General features: G+C 66.0%; 16 protein-coding genes. 7 read left to right on the top strand and 9 right to left on the bottom strand.

What is annotated here, in order from left to right; translation table 11 throughout:
* The first annotated feature begins 27 nt into the window (after window positions 1-27).
* From KW836_RS16465 to KW836_RS16455, 3 genes are all read left to right on the top strand, one after another.
* Window positions 28-456, top strand: coding sequence for a DUF2231 domain-containing protein (locus tag KW836_RS16465; protein ID WP_218344065.1), 429 nt, complete (start codon window positions 28-30; stop codon window positions 454-456).
* The gene (locus KW836_RS16460; protein WP_218344064.1) at window positions 453-1,784 is read left to right on the top strand and encodes a sorbosone dehydrogenase family protein; all 1,332 of its coding nucleotides are present in this window, start codon (window positions 453-455) and stop codon (window positions 1,782-1,784) included. Before KW836_RS16465 ends, KW836_RS16460 begins: the two co-directional genes overlap by 4 nt.
* A gap of 67 nt (window positions 1,785-1,851) precedes the next feature.
* Complete coding sequence (locus KW836_RS16455) at window positions 1,852-2,418, top strand: type 1 glutamine amidotransferase domain-containing protein (RefSeq protein WP_175121343.1); 567 nt, start codon at window positions 1,852-1,854, stop codon at window positions 2,416-2,418.
* Between the two features lie 101 nt (window positions 2,419-2,519).
* On the opposite strand, the gene KW836_RS16450 is transcribed toward KW836_RS16455, so the two are convergent.
* Window positions 2,520-2,852 (bottom strand): cupin domain-containing protein, encoded by a 333-nt coding sequence (locus tag KW836_RS16450; protein WP_218344063.1) that lies wholly within the window; start codon window positions 2,850-2,852, stop codon window positions 2,520-2,522.
* 64 nt (window positions 2,853-2,916) lie between these two features.
* Window positions 2,917-3,903 carry a tripartite tricarboxylate transporter substrate binding protein gene (locus KW836_RS16445; protein WP_175183602.1) on the bottom strand — a complete coding sequence of 329 codons (987 nt, stop codon included), beginning with the start codon at window positions 3,901-3,903 and terminating at the stop codon, window positions 2,917-2,919.
* A 156-nt stretch (window positions 3,904-4,059) separates the two neighbouring features.
* On the opposite strand from KW836_RS16445, the gene KW836_RS16440 reads away from it, so the two are divergent.
* Entirely contained in the window at window positions 4,060-4,944 is an 885-nt protein-coding gene (locus tag KW836_RS16440) for a LysR family transcriptional regulator (protein ID WP_218344062.1), read from the top strand.
* A 36-nt stretch (window positions 4,945-4,980) separates the two neighbouring features.
* Entirely contained in the window at window positions 4,981-5,871 is an 891-nt protein-coding gene (locus tag KW836_RS16435; protein ID WP_218344061.1) for a LysR family transcriptional regulator, read from the top strand.
* A gap of 112 nt (window positions 5,872-5,983) precedes the next feature.
* Here KW836_RS16435 and KW836_RS16430 read toward each other — a convergent pair whose 3' ends face one another.
* From KW836_RS16430 to KW836_RS16400, 7 genes are all read right to left on the bottom strand, one after another.
* Window positions 5,984-6,853, bottom strand: a complete 870-nt coding sequence (locus KW836_RS16430; RefSeq protein WP_218344060.1) for an alpha/beta fold hydrolase — start codon at window positions 6,851-6,853, stop codon at window positions 5,984-5,986.
* Complete coding sequence (locus KW836_RS16425) at window positions 6,850-7,236, bottom strand: hypothetical protein (protein ID WP_218344059.1); 387 nt, start codon at window positions 7,234-7,236, stop codon at window positions 6,850-6,852. Before KW836_RS16425 ends, KW836_RS16430 begins: the two co-directional genes overlap by 4 nt.
* A 13-nt stretch (window positions 7,237-7,249) precedes the next feature.
* Complete coding sequence (locus tag KW836_RS16420; RefSeq protein ID WP_239212744.1) at window positions 7,250-8,083, bottom strand: N-acyl homoserine lactonase family protein; 834 nt, start codon at window positions 8,081-8,083, stop codon at window positions 7,250-7,252.
* Window positions 8,062-9,273, bottom strand: coding sequence for an ABC transporter substrate-binding protein (locus tag KW836_RS16415; protein ID WP_218344058.1), 1,212 nt, complete (start codon window positions 9,271-9,273; stop codon window positions 8,062-8,064). The genes KW836_RS16420 and KW836_RS16415 overlap by 22 nt, the downstream gene beginning before the upstream one ends.
* Window positions 9,274-9,340: 67 nt before the next feature.
* Window positions 9,341-10,771, bottom strand: coding sequence for an NAD-dependent succinate-semialdehyde dehydrogenase (locus KW836_RS16410; RefSeq protein WP_218344057.1), 1,431 nt, complete (start codon window positions 10,769-10,771; stop codon window positions 9,341-9,343).
* Entirely contained in the window at window positions 10,772-11,749 is a 978-nt protein-coding gene (locus KW836_RS16405; protein ID WP_218344056.1) for a tripartite tricarboxylate transporter substrate binding protein, read from the bottom strand.
* A gap of 45 nt (window positions 11,750-11,794) precedes the next feature.
* Window positions 11,795-12,688 (bottom strand): NAD(P)-dependent oxidoreductase, encoded by an 894-nt coding sequence (locus KW836_RS16400; RefSeq protein ID WP_218344055.1) that lies wholly within the window; start codon window positions 12,686-12,688, stop codon window positions 11,795-11,797.
* A 228-nt stretch (window positions 12,689-12,916) separates the two neighbouring features.
* On the opposite strand from KW836_RS16400, the gene KW836_RS16395 reads away from it, so the two are divergent.
* Together KW836_RS16395 and KW836_RS16390 are read left to right on the top strand one after the other, a co-directional pair.
* Window positions 12,917-14,272 carry an MmgE/PrpD family protein gene (locus KW836_RS16395; protein WP_218344054.1) on the top strand — a complete coding sequence of 452 codons (1,356 nt, stop codon included), beginning with the start codon at window positions 12,917-12,919 and terminating at the stop codon, window positions 14,270-14,272.
* Window positions 14,273-14,307: 35 nt separating this feature from the next.
* Complete coding sequence (locus KW836_RS16390) at window positions 14,308-16,389, top strand: acetate--CoA ligase family protein (RefSeq protein ID WP_255595809.1); 2,082 nt, start codon at window positions 14,308-14,310, stop codon at window positions 16,387-16,389.
* Window positions 16,390-16,416 lie beyond the last annotated feature (27 nt).

The raw sequence follows: 16,416 nt of genomic DNA, 5'->3' as shown, positions 1-16,416 counted from the left end.
CGGGCCCGCAACTCACGAGGCGATCCAGTGACCCAACTCATCGAAAATCGGTACGCCCTTACCGTGCGCCCCATGCCGGCGGTATTCCTGGCCGGGATGTTTCCCCTGTTTCTCGGCGCGGCACTCGCGGATGCTGCCTATGCGCAGACTTTTCACATCCAATGGAACAATTTCGCGTCCTGGCTGCTGGTCGGCGGACTGCTGTTTGGCGCGATCGCGCTGCTGATTGCCATCGTGGACCTGTTCAGGGCTACGCAGCGCGCGCGCGGAATCGTTCCTTATGCCGTCGTGCTGCTGGCAGCCTGGCTGGTAGGCCTGTTCAATGCGTTTATGCACGCCCGCGACGCTTGGGCAAGCATGCCCACCGCACTGATTCTGTCTGCAGTCGGCACCGTGCTGGCGCTTGTGGCGCTCTGGCTGGGCTTCCGCACCCCGCACATCAGGGGGCCGCTATGAATCACCTACGACTGATTGCCGGAATTCCGTTGCTGGTGGTGGCAGGGGTGTGCAGCGCGCAGGCCGGCGGCCAATATGGACCTTCGCCTGATCTGCCCAAACCCGAACGCGGCCTGCTGCCCGATATGGTCATCGCCAAGCCTGCCCCGTGGGGCGACAAGGTGCCGACCGTGCCCGAGGGCTACAAGATTTCGGCCATCGCCACGGATCTGAAAATTCCGCGGCAGACGCTCGTGCTGCCCAATGGCGACATCCTGGTGGCCGAGGGACGCGGCGGCAGCGCGCCCGACCTCAAGCCCAAAGACGTGATCGCGGCCGTCATCAAGGCCCGCGGCACCAGCCCGGTCAAGGGCGGCAACCGCCTGACGCTGCTGCGCGACCCGGAAGGCGATGGCACCTACGAGGCCTCCGTCTTTGCGGAGAATCTCAACGCGCCGTATGGGCTGGCGCTGGTCGGGAACCAACTGTATGTCGCCAATCAGGACGCATTGGTGCGGTTCGACTATCAGCCTGGGCAGACCAAGGCAAGCGGGCCGCCCGAAGTCGTCACGCCGCTGCCGTCGGAGATCAACCATCACTGGACGAAGGCGCTGACCGCCAGCGCCGATGGGCAGTATCTGTACGTGGGCATCGGCTCGAACAGCAACATCACCGAACGCGGCATGACGGCTGAGGCCGATCGCGCGCGGATCTGGCGCGTGAATGCCAGCACGGGTGAGTACAAGACGTATGCGACCGGCCTGCGCAACCCGACCGCGCTTACGATCCAGCCCGATACCGGCCAATTGTGGGCCGTGGTCAACGAGCGCGACGAAATCGGTCCCGACCTGGTGCCCGACTATCTGACCACGGTCAAGGAAGGCGCCTTCTACGGCTGGCCTTATAGCTATTGGGGCAAGAACGTGGATGATCGCGTCCGGCCGCAGGATCCTGCCAAGGTCGCGTCGGCCATCGCGCCGGATTACGCCTTGGGCTCGCACGTCGCAGCGCTTGGCGTCGATTTCTCAGACGCTTCGATGGGGGATCGTTTTGCCAACGGCGTCTTCGTCGGCGAGCACGGAAGCTGGAACCGCAAGGACCCCGTTGGCTACAAGGTGGTCTTCGTGCCGTTCACGGACGGCCGGCCCTCTGGCCCACCTGTGGACTTCGTCGCAGGCTTTCGCGACAGCGACGGCACGACGCGCGGCCGTCCGGTTGGCGTGACAGTCGATCCGAAGGGCGCGCTTATCGTGGCCGACGACCTGTCGAACACGATCTGGCGGGTTACCCCGGCGCAGCCGGCGCAACCTGCGCAGCCGCCCAAGCCGGTCGCTGCGGCGCGGCCCTGACAAATCATCCCCCAGGCCTCCCGCGCGACGCATCGCATCGTCGGGAGGCCACGCAACAGGAGCACACATGGCAACACTTCAAGACGTCAACATCGCCATTCTGGCCGTCGATGGATTCGAGCAGGTCGAACTCACCGGCCCGCGTCACCGTCTGCACGAGGAGGGCGCGCGTACGGTGCTCGTGTCCGCCCGCACCGATCCGATCCAGGGCTTTCATCACGACAAGCCGGGCGACCGGTTTCCGGTGGATCTGACCTTTCTGCAGGCCGCCTCCGAGCCGGAGGTCTTTGACGCCTTGCTGTTGCCCGGCGGCGTGGTCAATGCCGATGAAATCCGCATGCAGCCCAAGGCGCAGGAGCTGGTGCGCGCTTGCTTTGACGCGGGCAAGCCGGTCGCCGTCATTTGCCACGGCGCCTGGCTGCTGATTTCCGCTGGCGTGGTCAAGGGTCGCAAGATGACCAGTTGGCCATCGCTGCAGGACGACCTGCGCAATGCGGGCGTTGAGTGGGTGGATGAAGAGGCCGTCGTCGACGGCGTATTGGTGTCCAGCCGCAAACCTGACGATATTCCCGCGTTCAACGAAGCCTTCATCGGCGTGCTGCGCAAAGCGGTCGAAGGGCGTGATCGCAAATAGGCTGGCCGGTGGCGAGCGCGCGGGGTTAACAGAAGACGCATCGGGAAGCGCCTCGAAAGGGGCCCTCGAAGCCGCCCCGTAAGCTGCCGCGGCGGATGAGGCTACGTACGCTTCAACGCAACGGTCACCAGGACCGACGCGTTCTCCAGCGCAAAGAGCGAATGCGGCGCTCGGCCGGGCAGGTACATCAGGCGGCCGGCGTCCAGGATGTGCGTGGCGCCGGCGGTCGAGACCTCTACGCTGCCCTCCAGGCATTGAAGGGTGATTTCGCCCTCGACGTCATGCGAGGGCATTGTCTTGCCCGCCAGCAGCACCAGGCGCATGACCTCCAGATCCTCGGACTTGAAAAGCGCGACCGACTGCTTCTGCGCAAGCGCCGCGCCATAGGGCTTCAGATCGATGACCTGTCCGGGATCCGCGTGTTTCAGGGCCATGATGACTTCCTTCGCTGGGAGATGGATGGACCAACGATACCCCAGGCGAGCGCAGCGCAGCCGATCAGTTGATCTTGATGCCGCGTTCCTTGACCAGGTCCTTCCATTGCGCCGTTTCCTTGGCCAGGTGGTCGCGCAGTGCGTCCGGCGTGCTGCCGATGGACTCGGCCCCGATCGAATCGAGCGTCGCCTTCACCTTGGGATCCGCCAACGCGGCGCGCATGGCATCGTTCAGCTTGGCCACCACATCCGGTGGCGTGCCCGCAGGCGCGAAGGCGGCGAACCAGGGCATCAGCTCATAGCCTGGCACGCCCGCTTCCTGCAGGGTCGGCACGTCGGGCAGGGCGGCCGAGCGCTTGGTGGTGGTGACGCCCAACGCACGCAGCTTGCCGGTCGCGATGTGCGGCTTGGCGGACGTGATGCTGTCGAACATGTAGTCCACCTGCCCGCCCAACAGGTCCGCGACGGCCGGGCCGCTGCCCTTGTACGGCACGTGCAGCATGTCCACGCCCGTCATCGATACGAACATTTCACCGGCCAGATGGATCGACGTGCCGACCCCGGCGGAGGCGTACGTGTAGTGCTTGGGCTGCGCCTTTGCCTTGGCGATCACGTCCTGCACGCTCGTCGCGCCGGTGCGTTCAGGATTGGTGACCAGCACGTTCGGCACCACGGCCAGCAGCGAGATCGGCGCGAAGTCCTTGATGGGGTCGTAATTCAGGTCCTGGTACAGCGCGGGATTCACGGCCATGCCGTTGGCCACGATCAGGATGGTGTAGCCGTCCGGCTTGGCGCGCGCGACGGCAGCCGCGCCGATATTGCCGCCCGCGCCCGCGCGGTTTTCCACGATGAACGACGTATTCAGCTGCTTGCCCATGGATTCGCCCAGCGTGCGCGCGATGCTGTCCATGGCGCCGCCCGGCGGGAAGGGCACGATCCACTTCACCGGGTGGTCCGGATAGGCATCGGCGTGCGCCGCCGCCGCGCCAGCCAGTAGCGACGCGGCCAGCAAGGCGCGGGCGAAGGGTTTGAAGGCGGGGCGCAGGCGCATGAAAGTCTCCGTGTTCTTGATTTATGGGCGGCGATGCGGAACCGATTCATACTCTGGCCGACCGCGCTTGAACGATGGAGGCAGTATCGCTTGCCTTTTTTCAAGGCGTCCAAGACTATATGGGTTTCAATTGATACCTTCAGGGTCTTAATCGTCATGGAACTCAGGCACTTGCGCTATTTCCAGGCCGTGGCCGAGGCCGGCAGTTTCACGCAGGCGGCCGCGCGGCTGCACATCGCGCAGCCGCCGCTCAGCCGCCAGATCAAGCAACTGGAGGAGGAACTGGGCGTGCTCCTGTTCGAACGCACCACGCGCGCCCTACGCCTGACCGAGGCGGGCCGCTTTCTGCTCGAGCAATCGCGCCTGTTGACCGCGCGGCTGGATGAAGTGCTGGAAGGCACGCGCCGGTTGGGTCAAACGGAGCGCCGCTGGTTCGGCATCGGCTTCGTGCCGTCCACGCTGTACGGCTTTGTGCCGGAACTGATCCGGCTGCTGCGCGGCGCGGACGAACGGGTCGAAGTGGGCCTGATGGAAATGAACACGTTGCCGCAGCTCGAAGCGCTGAAGGCAGGCCGCATCGACCTGGGCATCGGCCGCATCCTGCTGGACGACCCGGCGATCGAACGCCGCGTGCTGATGACGGAACCCTTGATGGCCGCCGTGCCGCTGCATCACCCGCTGGCGGGCCAGGGCAGCGTCTCGGTCGACCGGCTGGCGCACGAGCCCTTCGTCCTGTATCCGGCGCGTCCGCGGCCCAACTACGCGGATCACGTGCTGGGACTCTTTCGCGCCGCCGGCCATTCGCTGCAGGTCGCGCAAGAGGCCAACGAGCTGCAGACCGCCATCGGGCTGGTTGCGGCGGGGCTGGGCGTCACGGTCGTGCCCGCGTCCGTGCAGCGCCTGCAACGCCAGGACGTGGCGCATGTGCGGATCGAAGCCGACGCGTTTGTGTCGCCCGTGATCGTCAGTTATCGCAAGGATGATGCGTCGGTGTTCCTGGCGCGGGCGCTGGAACTGGCGGGGGAGCTTGCAAAGGGGTAGGGGCCCGAATCCTGTACGCCACTGTATATTGCCCCCATGAAAAAACTAGACATCCCAGCGTTGGAAATCTTCGTCGCGGCCGTCGAGGAGAAGAGCCTGTCCAAAGCGGCCGAACGGGAAAACCTGGTGACGTCCGCCGCCAGCAAGCGCGTGGCCGAACTGGAGCGCCACCTGGGACGCACGCTCCTGCACCGCCATGGACGCGGCGTCGAGCCTACGTCGGCGGGCGCCTTGTTGTATCAGCGGGCGAAGGCCATTCTTCGCAGCGTGCAACTGACCGAGCAGGCCATCAACGGCTATTCGCTTAATGGCCAGGCCAAGATCCGGCTGGCGTCAAATCCCTCGACCATCCTGCAGTTCCTGCCCGGCGTGATGGGCCGGTTCCTGGCGGGGCGCAGCGATGTCAGCGTAGATTTGCTGGAAGGCCACAGCTACGACATTCCGCACATGGTGTCTGAGGCTTCGGTGGACATTGGCATTTATCACGCCGATCATCCGGTGCCCGGCGTGGCCTCGTTTCCGTTCCGGCGCGATCGCGTGGGGCTGGTGGTGCCAGTGGGGCACGCGCTCGCGGACCGCGCCGAACTGTATCTGGAAGAGGCGCTCGACTACGACTTGCTCGGTTACTTCCCGCGCCATTCGCTCGACCAGTTCCTGGCGTATGCCGGGCAGACGCTATCGCGGCCGCCCAACGTGAAGCTGCAGGTGTCGAACTTTGAGACGCGCTGCCGCATGATCCGCGAGGGACTGGGCATCGGTGTGGTGCCGGAAGGTATCGCGCGGCACTATCTGGCCTCCATGGGCCTCGTCCTGCTGCGGTTGCGCGATGACTGGGCGGAGCGCCAGTTCTATGTGTGCGTTCGCGACACAAGTCAGCTGGCGAGACCCGTGGACGAACTGCTGAAGGCGTTGACACAGGCGGAATAAACGGTCGCCTGGCGTCTTGCCGACGCAATGCAGTGCACTGCCTGTCGCCACAGGCAACGCAAAATGACGGCCACGCGCGCATTCCGGCGCGGGACCGTCAAGTGTCAACGGCTTACCTGCCGCGCCGCGCCTGCGCCGCTTGCGCCAGCACCGGCCGCAAGTAACTGAGGAAGCGGTCCGGATCCTCGCTCATGGGAAAGTGCCCCATGCCCTCCATGATCTGCCATTGCGATCCCGCAATGCGGCCTGCCAGGAATTCGGTGTCCTGCGGCGTGCAGGAATAGTCGTATTCGCCGGTCAGCAGCCACAAGGGGCAGCGCTGCGTGTCGATGCCGGCGACGCGATCGCGGATGTCGCCGTCCGCAGTGTAGAAATGCAGGTCTCCCTTGAACACGCCGGGCCCTCCCTGCATGTAATGCCACAGGGTTTCCCACCGATGCCTGTCGGGACTGGCCGGACCGACCAGTCCGGACACGATGCCCGCGCAGACTTCGCCGCCGTGCACGTCGGGCCGGTTCAGCCATTCAAGGTCATAGTAGGGGTCGACATGCGCGCCGGATTGCAGCCCGATGGCGCCACCAAAGCGGTCTGCATGCTCCAGTGCAAGATGCAATACGATGCGCCCGCCGATCGAGCAGCCCATCACCAGCGGCCGGTCGAGGTCAAGCGCGTCCGCCACGGCGATGATGGCGCGCGCGTAATCCTGAGATGTCAAGCGGTAGGTCTCCTCCTGCCAGCCTTCCGGTGGCGACGACTTGCCGTGCCACGGCAGGTCAAAGGCGATGACCCGAAATGATTCCAGAATGGCCTGGTCGTTCATCACCGCGCGGTATTGGCGCGAGTCCGCGCCTGCCGTATGCAGGCATAGCAGGGGTGTGCCGCTGCCGGCCTCCTCGACATAGACGCGGTGCTGGCGCCCGCCCAACGGCAGTTGAAGATAGCGGCCGACGATCGGCTCGAAGACGGCGTGGCTGGTGGTCACAGGGACGCTCCTTCGGCGCGCGGGCAGGCCAGCACGTCCTTGAAGTACAGCAGGTGGGACATCAAGGGATAAAGATCCCCCTCGACGCGCAGGCGGCGGAATTTCACGAGCGCCATCAGGTCGTGAAAGCCGGGCGGCGGCTTGGGGCTCCAGAACTGCGCCCAATCGGCGGCAGCGGCGCGCAGGGCGAACTGCCAGCGCGGCATGACAAAGGGGCCGCGGCACACGCCGGTGATGCGGCCCGCCTGCACGGTGATGAGATAGGCAGCCTCGCCGCATTCCAGCAGGAACACCGTGTCCAGATGGCGGCCGCGCCACACCAGCCGTTCCTGCCGGTTTACGGCGTCGGCCAGTTTGTGGAGGATGAAGTCGTCTTCTTGCATTGCAAGGTCCTTGTCACAAAGGCGGAACGTCCAGGCGGAAAATGCCGTCTCCGTCGTCGGCGCGCGGGTAGCGCTCGGCGACGGCCGGGTCGTGGCCGGGCACGATGTGCGCCTCGGAATCCGCCAGAGTCCGGATGCGTGCGTAGCCCTCGAGCATATCGCCAAGATGGAAGATCGCGGGAAATGGGTTGTTGTCCCGAAAATTGCGGTAATAGTGCAGGGCGTCCGAGGCCAGCACCACCCAGCCACGTGCCGTGTGCACGCGCACGACCTGCAGGCCTTGTGTGTGGCCGCCGACGCGATAGACCTCCAGCCCGGGCGCCAGCCGCGCATCGCCATCGTGAAACTGCACACGGCCCGCATACACCTGCCGCACGACGGCCTGCACGTCGTCCACCGAGAAGAAATGCCGCATCGATTCAAAGCACATGTATCGGCCGGTGGCGTATTGCATTTCGGCGTCTTGCAGATGCACCCGGGCGTTTGGGTAGCCCTCGACGTCGCCCGCGTGGTCGTAATGCAGGTGGGTGAGGACGAGGTCGTTGATGTCCGCGGGCGTCAGCCCCAGACGCGCCAGCGCCGCCTCGGGATGCAGCGTGAAAGCGCGCTTGCGGGCCCGCGCCGAGCAGTTGCTGAAGCCCGTATCGACAAGCACGTTGCTCGCCGGGCCACGCAGCAACCAGCAATAGAAGTCCAGCGGCATCGGTCCGTCATGCACGTCCGCGCGCGAAAGGAAATTGTCGACCGCGCGCCGCGTCACGCTGGCGTAACGGATTGCGTAGACCTCGTAGACCGGTAGGCCTGCCATTTCAAGCCGCGTCTCGGTCATTGCTTGACCAGCTTGCATTGGCTTTCGGACAAGGGCATGAACGCTTGGTCGCCCGGCACCGTGCGCACGATCTTGTAGTAATCCCATGGCGCTTTGGAGTCCTTGGGGGACTTGACCTCCACCACGTACGTGTCGTGGATCAGCTTGCCGTCTTCGCGCAGGTGTGCGTTGCGTGCGAAGGCGTCATGGATGGGCATCGCGCGCAGCGTCTTCATAACGATGTCGACGTTGTCCGAGCCGGACTTCTCGACAGCGCGCAGGTAATTGAGCACCGCGGAATATTGGCCTGCCTGCAGCGCCGTGGGCATCTTGCCGGACGCTTTGTGGAACCGCTGGGCGAATGCACGGGTCTCGTCGTCCATGTCCCAGTAGAAGGTTTCTGCGAAGGTCATGCCCTGGCCTGCGTCCAGACCCACGCCATGTACGTCGGTAATGCTCATCAACATGGCTACCAGCTTCTGCTTGCCGGCCAGGCCGAACTCGCGCGCCTGCTTGATCTCGTTCTGCAGGTCGGCACCGGCGCTGGCGAATGCCACGGCGTCGGCCTTGCTGGATTGCGCCGAAAGCAGGAACGACGCGAAGTCGTTGCCGGGGAACGGGTAGCGCGCCGATCCCGCAACCGTGCCGCCGCCTTCCTTCACGAACCGCATGCCATCGCTTTCCAACGAGTGGCCGAAGGCATAGTCGGCGGTCACGAAGAACCACTTCTTCGCGCCGGCCTCGACTAGTGGCAGCGTGCCGACCTTGGCGAGCGCGTAGGTGTCGTAGACCCATTGGACGTTGTTGGGTGAGCAGTCCTCGCCCGTGATGCGGGTGGCGCCGGCGCCAGTCACCATCGTCATGCGGCCTTTCTCGCGCGCAATATTCATCACCGCCAGCGCGACGGCGCTATTGCCCAGCTCCGTCACGACATCGACCTTCTCGCGGTCCATCCATTCCCGCGCTCGGCTGGCGGCGACGTCGGTCTTGTTCAGATGATCGGCCGACAGCATTTCAACGGGCTTGCCCAGCACCTTGCCGCCGAACTCCTCGATGGCCAGACGCGTAGCGAGCACCGAGCCCGGTCCGACGTTGCCGGAATAAGCGCCCGACATGTCGGTCAGCACGCCGATGCGCACAATGCCGTCCGAGATGCCATCGGACGGCTGGGCGTGCGCCGCGCCGGCCAGAGCTGCAACGGCGATTGCGGCGGTGATGTTCTTGTGCATGGTTTTCTCCTTTGGTTGGGATGGCGGCGCGGTCTATCGCCACGCCGCTCGCGTAAGCGCAGGCGGACTACACCTGACTCACGTACTTGACCTGCATGAACTCCTGCAGGCCTTCCACGCCGCCTTCCTTGCCCAGGCCGCTGTCCTTGAAGCCCCCGAAAGGCGTTTCGGGCAACGAGGCTTGGCAGTGGTTGATGCAGACGACGCCACTTTCGATGCGTTCGGAGGCGATGCGCGCGGTGGCGGCATCGCGGGTGAAGACGTAGGACGCCAATCCGAAGGGCAGGCGGTTGGCCTGTTCCAGCGCCTCGTCCATGCCGGTGAACGGCTGCACCAGCGCCATGGGCCCGAATGGCTCCGTGTTCGCGGCCAAGCATTCGGTGGTGACATCGCTCAGCACGGTCGGTTCCCAGAACCAGCCGGGTAGGTCCAGCCGTTGGCCGCCGGCCGCCAGCCGCGCGCCATGATCGAGGGCATCGGCCACCATCGTCTCCATCGCGGCGAGCCGCCGGGGATTGGCGAGCGGTCCCATCTGCACGCCGGCTTCCAGCCCGTTGCCCACGCGCCAGCCGCGTGCACGTTCGGCCAGCCGCTCGACGAAGCGTTCGTACACGCTCTCATGCACCATCATGCGGGTGGGCGACGTGCAGATCTGGCCAGAGTTGCGCAGCTTGGCGGCCAGGATGGTGTCGGCTGCGTGCAGGGGATCGGCATCGCCGAACACCAGCACGGGGGCGTGGCCGCCCAGCTCCAGCGTTGCGCGCTTCAGGCTGGCGGCAGCCATCGTCGCCAGTTGCCGACCGATGGCGGTCGAGCCGGTGAAGGTCACCATGCGCGTGATCGGCGATTCGATCAGTTGCCGGGAGATTTCGCCCGGGTCACCGAACACCATGTTGAGTACGCCCGCAGGCAAGCCGGCATCGCTGAGCGCTCGGCCGATCTCCAGGGCGATCGCCGGCGTCTCTTCGGACGGTTTGATGACGATGGAGCATCCCGCCGCCAGCGCGCCGGCGATCTTGCGCGATGGGGTGATGGCCGGCGCGTTCCAACCCGAGAACGCCGCAACGGGGCCGATGGGTTCAGGGATAGCCATCTGCCGGATGCCCCCCGTGCGGCCCGGAATCAGCCGGCCGTAGGTGCGTCGGGCTTCCTCCGCTCCCCATTCGAACATCTCGGCGGCGGTCGCCACTTCCTTTTCGGATTCCGCCAGGGGCTTGCCCAGTTCGCGAGTGATCAGCCACGCCAGCCGGGGCGTACGCTCGCGCATGAAGGTGGCGGCGCGGCGCAGTATCGCGGCGCGCTCCATCGGCGCCGTGTCGCGCCAGCTGGGAAAGCTGCGGCGTGCGGCTTCCAAGGCCTCGTCGACATCTTCCGCCGAGGCCATCGGCAACTGGCCAAGCACTGCCTGCGTGGCGGGGTCGATCACTTCCAGGCCCGAGCGTTGGCCGGCGGCGACGGCGCGTCCGCCGATGAGCAGAGTCAGTTCGGGGTATTCCATCTAGTCCGCCTTTGCAATGTGGCTGGTCTGCATGACCTGCGCCCAGCGTTCGGTTTGCGAGCCGATGTGCCGGGCGAAATCTTCCGAGGTGCCGGTCATCGGGAACTGGCCCAGCTTGAGCAGCGCGTCGCGCGCGTCGCTGGCGCTCATCACCTTGTTGATTGCGGCGTTCAGGCGTTGTGTGACTGCGGGTGGGACGCCAGCCGGCGCCAGGACGCCGTTCCAGGGTTCGGCCGTGAAGCCGGGGATACTCGCGGCCTGAGCCACCGTGGGCACGCCTGGCGCCACCGCTGACGGCTGCGACGCGGCGATTCCCAACGCGCGCAGTTTGCCGGCCTGAACCTGCGGCATGGCGGCGATGGCGCTCAGGAAGGCCATGTCCACGCGCCCCGCGACGAGATCGGCAATGGCGGCCGAATCGCCCTTGTAAGGAACGTGCGTTATGTCGACATGGGTGGCGCTCTTGAACCATTCGCCCGCAAGGTGGTTCACCGCGCCGCTGCCGGCAGACGCAAAGGTCAGCGCCCCGGGCTTGGCGCGCGCCCCGGCGATCAATGCCTGCACGCTGTCAAACGGCGAGTTTGCCGGCACCACCAGCAGGTACGGATAGCTGGCGACCAACGCGACAGGCTGAAAGTCCTTTAGGACCTGGTAGTCCACCTTCTGCTTGTAGACGGGTTCGATAGACAGTGTGCCGCTGCTGCCCAGCATCAGGGTGTAGCCGTCGGCCGGCGCGCGCTTGACCGCCTGGACGGCCACGACGCCGTTGGCGCCTGCGCGGTTCTCCACGACGACGGGTTGGCCCAGTTCGGCCTCCAGGTGGCGGGCCAGGTAGCGGCCAACGGCATCGGTTGGGCCGCCGGCGGTAAAGCCAATCACAAGCGTGATGGGCTTGGTCGGATAGTCCGCGGCGGTGGCATTGAAGCCGATCGCGGCGGCGAGCAGGGGCAGGGCCCATCTGCGTAGCAGGGGTGTCATGAAAACCTCGAGTATCAGGAGGCGGCGCGGAGCGCCGCGGGCGGGTTACGCGTAGCCGCGCTCAATCAGCTTGACCATCACCGGGTAATACTCCTTGACGAAGCCGGCGGCGCGTGTGCGCTCCAGAAGGTCGTGCGTCAGTTTGGCGGCGCGGGCGTCCACGTCGCCTTGATTCGCCAACTCGAGCGCCAGCAGAATGTCCTTGATGGCGTATTCAGTGGGAAACGTCTTTTCCGGAAAGGCTTGCGGCGCCAATGCCTTCTGGCCTGGGTTACGCAGCACGAAGCTATCGGCCGAGCCCTTGCTGAGCGCGTCAAGCAGCAGAGTGCCGTCCACGCCCGCGCTGCGGCCGATGGTGATGGCCTCGGCTAGCGCATGCACCGTCATGAAGACCACCATGTTGTTCATGATCTTGACGACCTGGCCATTGCCGATGCCGCCGCACAGGAGCACGTCGCTGCCCATGCAGGACAGGTAAGGCAGGACAGCGTCGTAGTCTTCCCGCGTGGCGCCAACGGTGATCATCAGCGTGCCAAGCCGGGCGGCCTCGCGCATGCGCGCCACCGGCGCGTCGATCAGCAGGATGCCGTGGCCGCGCAGCACTTCGGCCAAGCGGCGGGTCCGCGTGACGTCGCTGGTGCTCATGTCCACCACGATGCGCACGCGGCCTGCCGCCTCGACAAGGCCACCCGGTCCGGTGCACACCTGTTCCACCTGCACGATGCTGGGCAACGACAGGAAGACGATTTCGGCGCTTTGCGCCACTTCCACCACCGACGCGCAGGCATGTGCTCCCAGTGCGCCGATGCGCGCCACCGGATCGGCGCTGATATCGGTCACGTAAACCGGATGCCCGGATTTACGGACCAGATTGACGCACATGGGCTCTCCCATCACGCCCAGGCCGATGAAGCCCAGCGGGGTCTTGGTCTCGCTCATTACTTCCTCCTTGGTCATGCGTTGTTTTTCTCGTCTTGCCCTGCAGCTTACGGACGGCGCCGGCGCGGCGGTATGAAAAATTGGCAAAGCAACTTTCACGAATTCCGGCCCTTCCCAATCAAGAAAGCTCGTGTTCCTTTTTATCAACACTCGAGCGCGGGGCCCGCCTAGAGTGATCGGCAGAAGCGAACGGCGCGGCTGTTGCGCCGCAATAACCGCGGAGACCCCATGCTGCTACACAACATTGCCGCTTATGGCGCGACAGACGCCGTAGCCCGGCTGCCCGATGAAGTCATCCATTTCGCCAAGCGGGCATTCCTGGACTGGCTGTCGGCGCTGTATCCCGGCACGCGTACCGCGCCATGCCAGCAACTCCTTGGCGCGCACGGTGCGGAACTGGGGTCGGGCGCGTCCAGCCTGCCAGGTTGCGCGACCACCGCATTTGCCGCCACGGCGGCCTGGATCAATGGCAGCGTGTCGCATGCGGTCGAGTTCGATGACATCTTTCGTGATGCGGTCTATCACCCGGGCTGCCCGACCATTGCCGCGGCCTTGGCATTGGCCGAAGAGCACGACGCCAGCGGCCTGGCACTACTGCAGGCGATCGTCGTAGGCTACGAGATATCGACCCGGATCGGCGCGGCGGTGCAGCCGACGCATTACCGCTATTTCCATACGACAGGCACGGTCGGCTGTTTCGGCGGTGCGGCCGCCGCCGCAGCCCTGTGCGCGCCCGGGGATGCACACGTCATGCTGCACGCGCTTGCCACTGCCGGCACGCTGGCCAGCGGCCTGCAGCAGGCCTTCCGCTCCGACGCCATGAGCAAGGCGTTGCACGCGGGCCATGCAGCCGAAGTCGGCGTGCGTGCCGGCCAGGGCGCCGCGCATGGCATCACGGGCGTGTCTGACATCCTCGAGGGCGCGGTTGGCTTTGGCGCCGCATTGGCAAGCGATCCGGACTGGTCCGTGGCAGTCTCCGGACTGGGCGAACGCTACAACATCCTGTCGATCACGCAGAAGAACCACGGCTGCTGCGGGCACACCTTTGCCGCAATCGACGCGGCGCTGGTGCTGCGCGAACGCGGACTGCGGCCGGACGACATCGCCACCGTGTGCGTTGAGGCATACCAGACCGCGCTGGACGTGACCGGCAACTTCCAGCCCGCGACCGCGTTCGAGGCGAAGTTCAGCCTGCCGTATGTCGTGGCCCACGCGCTGGTGCACGGGTCGGTGCGCCTGGACGCATTTGGCGAGGAACGCCTGCGCGATGCGCGCGTGCGCGCGCTGATGCAGCGCGTGGACCTGCGCTCCGCGCCCGACCTGACGGCGGGCTTTCCAAAGATGCGCGCCGCGCGCCTGACCGCCACGACGCATGGCGGCGAGGTGCTGGAACACCACGCCCCGTATCGCAAGGGAGATCCCGAAGCGCCACTGTCGGACGCAGAACTGAACGACAAGTTCGCGGAACTGGCCGGCCCGGTGCTGGGCAACGCGCGCATGCAGACGCTTCGCGACGCCGTCTGGCGCCTGGACGCCATGCCGGTGCGTGCGCTGCGCCTGGCGGCGGACATGCCTCAGCCCTGAAGGCTCACCTTTCCCATATGACAACAGCCAACTCCATGCCTTCTTCTTCCTTTGCGGACGCATTGCTGTCTCCCCGTTCGGTCGCCCTGGTGGGCGCCTCGGGCGACACACGCAAGAACACGGCGCGCCCGCTGCGGTTCATGCGCAAGCACGGCTACACCGGCGCCGTCTATCCCATCAACGCGGGCCGCGCCGAAATCCTGGGTGAACCTGCTTATCCGTCGCTCAGCGCGCTGCCCGGTCCAGTGGATCATGTCTTCATCATGATCCCCGGCGACGGCGTGGCCGCCTTGCTGCCCGAGTGCGCGCGGGCGGGCGCGCGGGTGGTCACGATCTACTCCGACGGTTTTGGTGAGGCCGGGCCCGAAGGCAGGGCGCGTCAGACCGAACTGGTGCGGCAGGCCCGAGAATTGGGGCTTCGACTGCTCGGTCCCAACAGTATTGGCCTGGCGGACCTGCACAGCGGCGGCATCCTTTCCGTGAACGCGGCCTTCGAGGCCGACACATTGCTGCCCGGCGGGATCAGCCTGGTGTCCCAAAGCGGCTCGATGATGGGATCGCTGCTGTCGCGTGCCGCCGCTCGCGGCTTCGGCTTCGCCAAGTCGGTATCGGTGGGAAATGAAAGCGACATTAGCGTGGGTGAGGTGGTGGACGCGCTGGTGGACGATCCGCAGACCGAAGTTATCCTGCTCTTCCTGGAAACACTGCGCGCCGCGCCGACGCTGGCCCGCGCGCTGCTCCGGGCGCAGGCCGCGCGCAAACCGGTCGTGGCCTACAAGCTGGGACGGTCAGAACAGGGCGATGCCCTCGCGCAATCCCACACCGGCGCCATGGCGGGCAACGACGTGGCGGTAGACGCGTTCCTTAAGGCGCACGGCGCGCTGCGCGTTCACAACCTGGAAACCCTGTTCGAGATCGCGCCGCTGGCGGCGCGCTATGCACGGGGCGGGGGGAGCGGGCGGCCAGGAGAGCCGAGGGCGCGGGTCGCGGTCATCACGACAACCGGAGGCGGCGCGGCTACGGTGGTTGATAACCTGGGTCTGCGGGGGCTGGCTGCCGTGGCGCCACCGGCGGATTTCGTGCGCAAGATCGCGCAAGGCGGTTTGAAGATCCGCGAGACACCGGTCATCGACTTGACTTTGGCGGCGAGCAGCGACCAGTACAAGATGTTGCTCGAGGAGCTGCTGCACGCGGACTGGTGCGACGCAGTGCTGAGCGTCGTCGGGTCGTCGGCGCAGTTCCATGCAGGGCTGGCGGTACAGCCCTTGCTTCAGGCCGTCAAGCCCGCCGGCAAGCCGCTCGCGGTATTTCTGGCGCCCGAGGCGCCGACGTCGCTGGCGCTGCTGCAAGCGGCCGGAATCGCGGCGTTTCGCACGCCGGAATCCTGCGCTGACGCGCTGGCCGAGTTCTTCGGCCCGGAAGGCCGTCCGCCTTGTGGGCGCGAACCGCTGCCGTGGCCGGACGAACTGCCGCGCAGCGGCATGCTTAGCGAATTTGAAGCAGGATCGCTGTTCCGCGGGCTGGGGGTACCAGTTGCGCAAGGACAGTTGCTGGCGCCGGGACGGCTGGATCATGGCATCCCATACCCGCTTGCCGCCAAGGTTTGCTCCCGAGACCTCGCACACAAGACCGAGCTGGGCGCGGTCCGCATCAACATCCGTGACGCGCCGGGCCTGGAAGCCGCCGTGCACGAGATGTTGGACGCGGTCCGGCGGCACGCGCCGCACGCCGAGGTAGACGGCATCCTCGTGCAGCCCATGGAGGAGCGCCTGATCGAGCTGATCCTGGGCTATCGAAACGATCCGCTGGTGGGGCCGACCGTGCTGCTGGGCGCTGGCGGCATTGCAGCCGAACTGGCGCCAGATTTTGCGCTGCGGCTGGCGCCCGTGGACGTCGACGAGGCCCGCCGCATGATCTTGGAGGTGCGTCAGACGCGCCTCATCCGCGGCTTTCGCGGCCTGCCCGAAGGCGATTGCGAGGCGCTGGCCTGTGCAGTTGCCGCATTTTCGCGACTGGCGCAGTGCGCCGACGTGCGCGTTGAGGAAGCCGAGATCAATCCGTTGTTCGTCCGCGCCGATGGCGTGGTCGCCGTGGATGGCCTGGTCCGCCTTGGCTGACCGGACGTTCGCTTTCCAACATTTGTC

The organism is Achromobacter sp. ACM05 (assembly GCF_019218915.1).
Classification (GTDB): Bacteria; Pseudomonadota; Gammaproteobacteria; order Burkholderiales; family Burkholderiaceae_B; genus Achromobacter; species Achromobacter animicus.
Note: the sequence above shows the minus strand (reverse complement) of the source record. Positions and strands in the feature narration are given on the sequence as shown.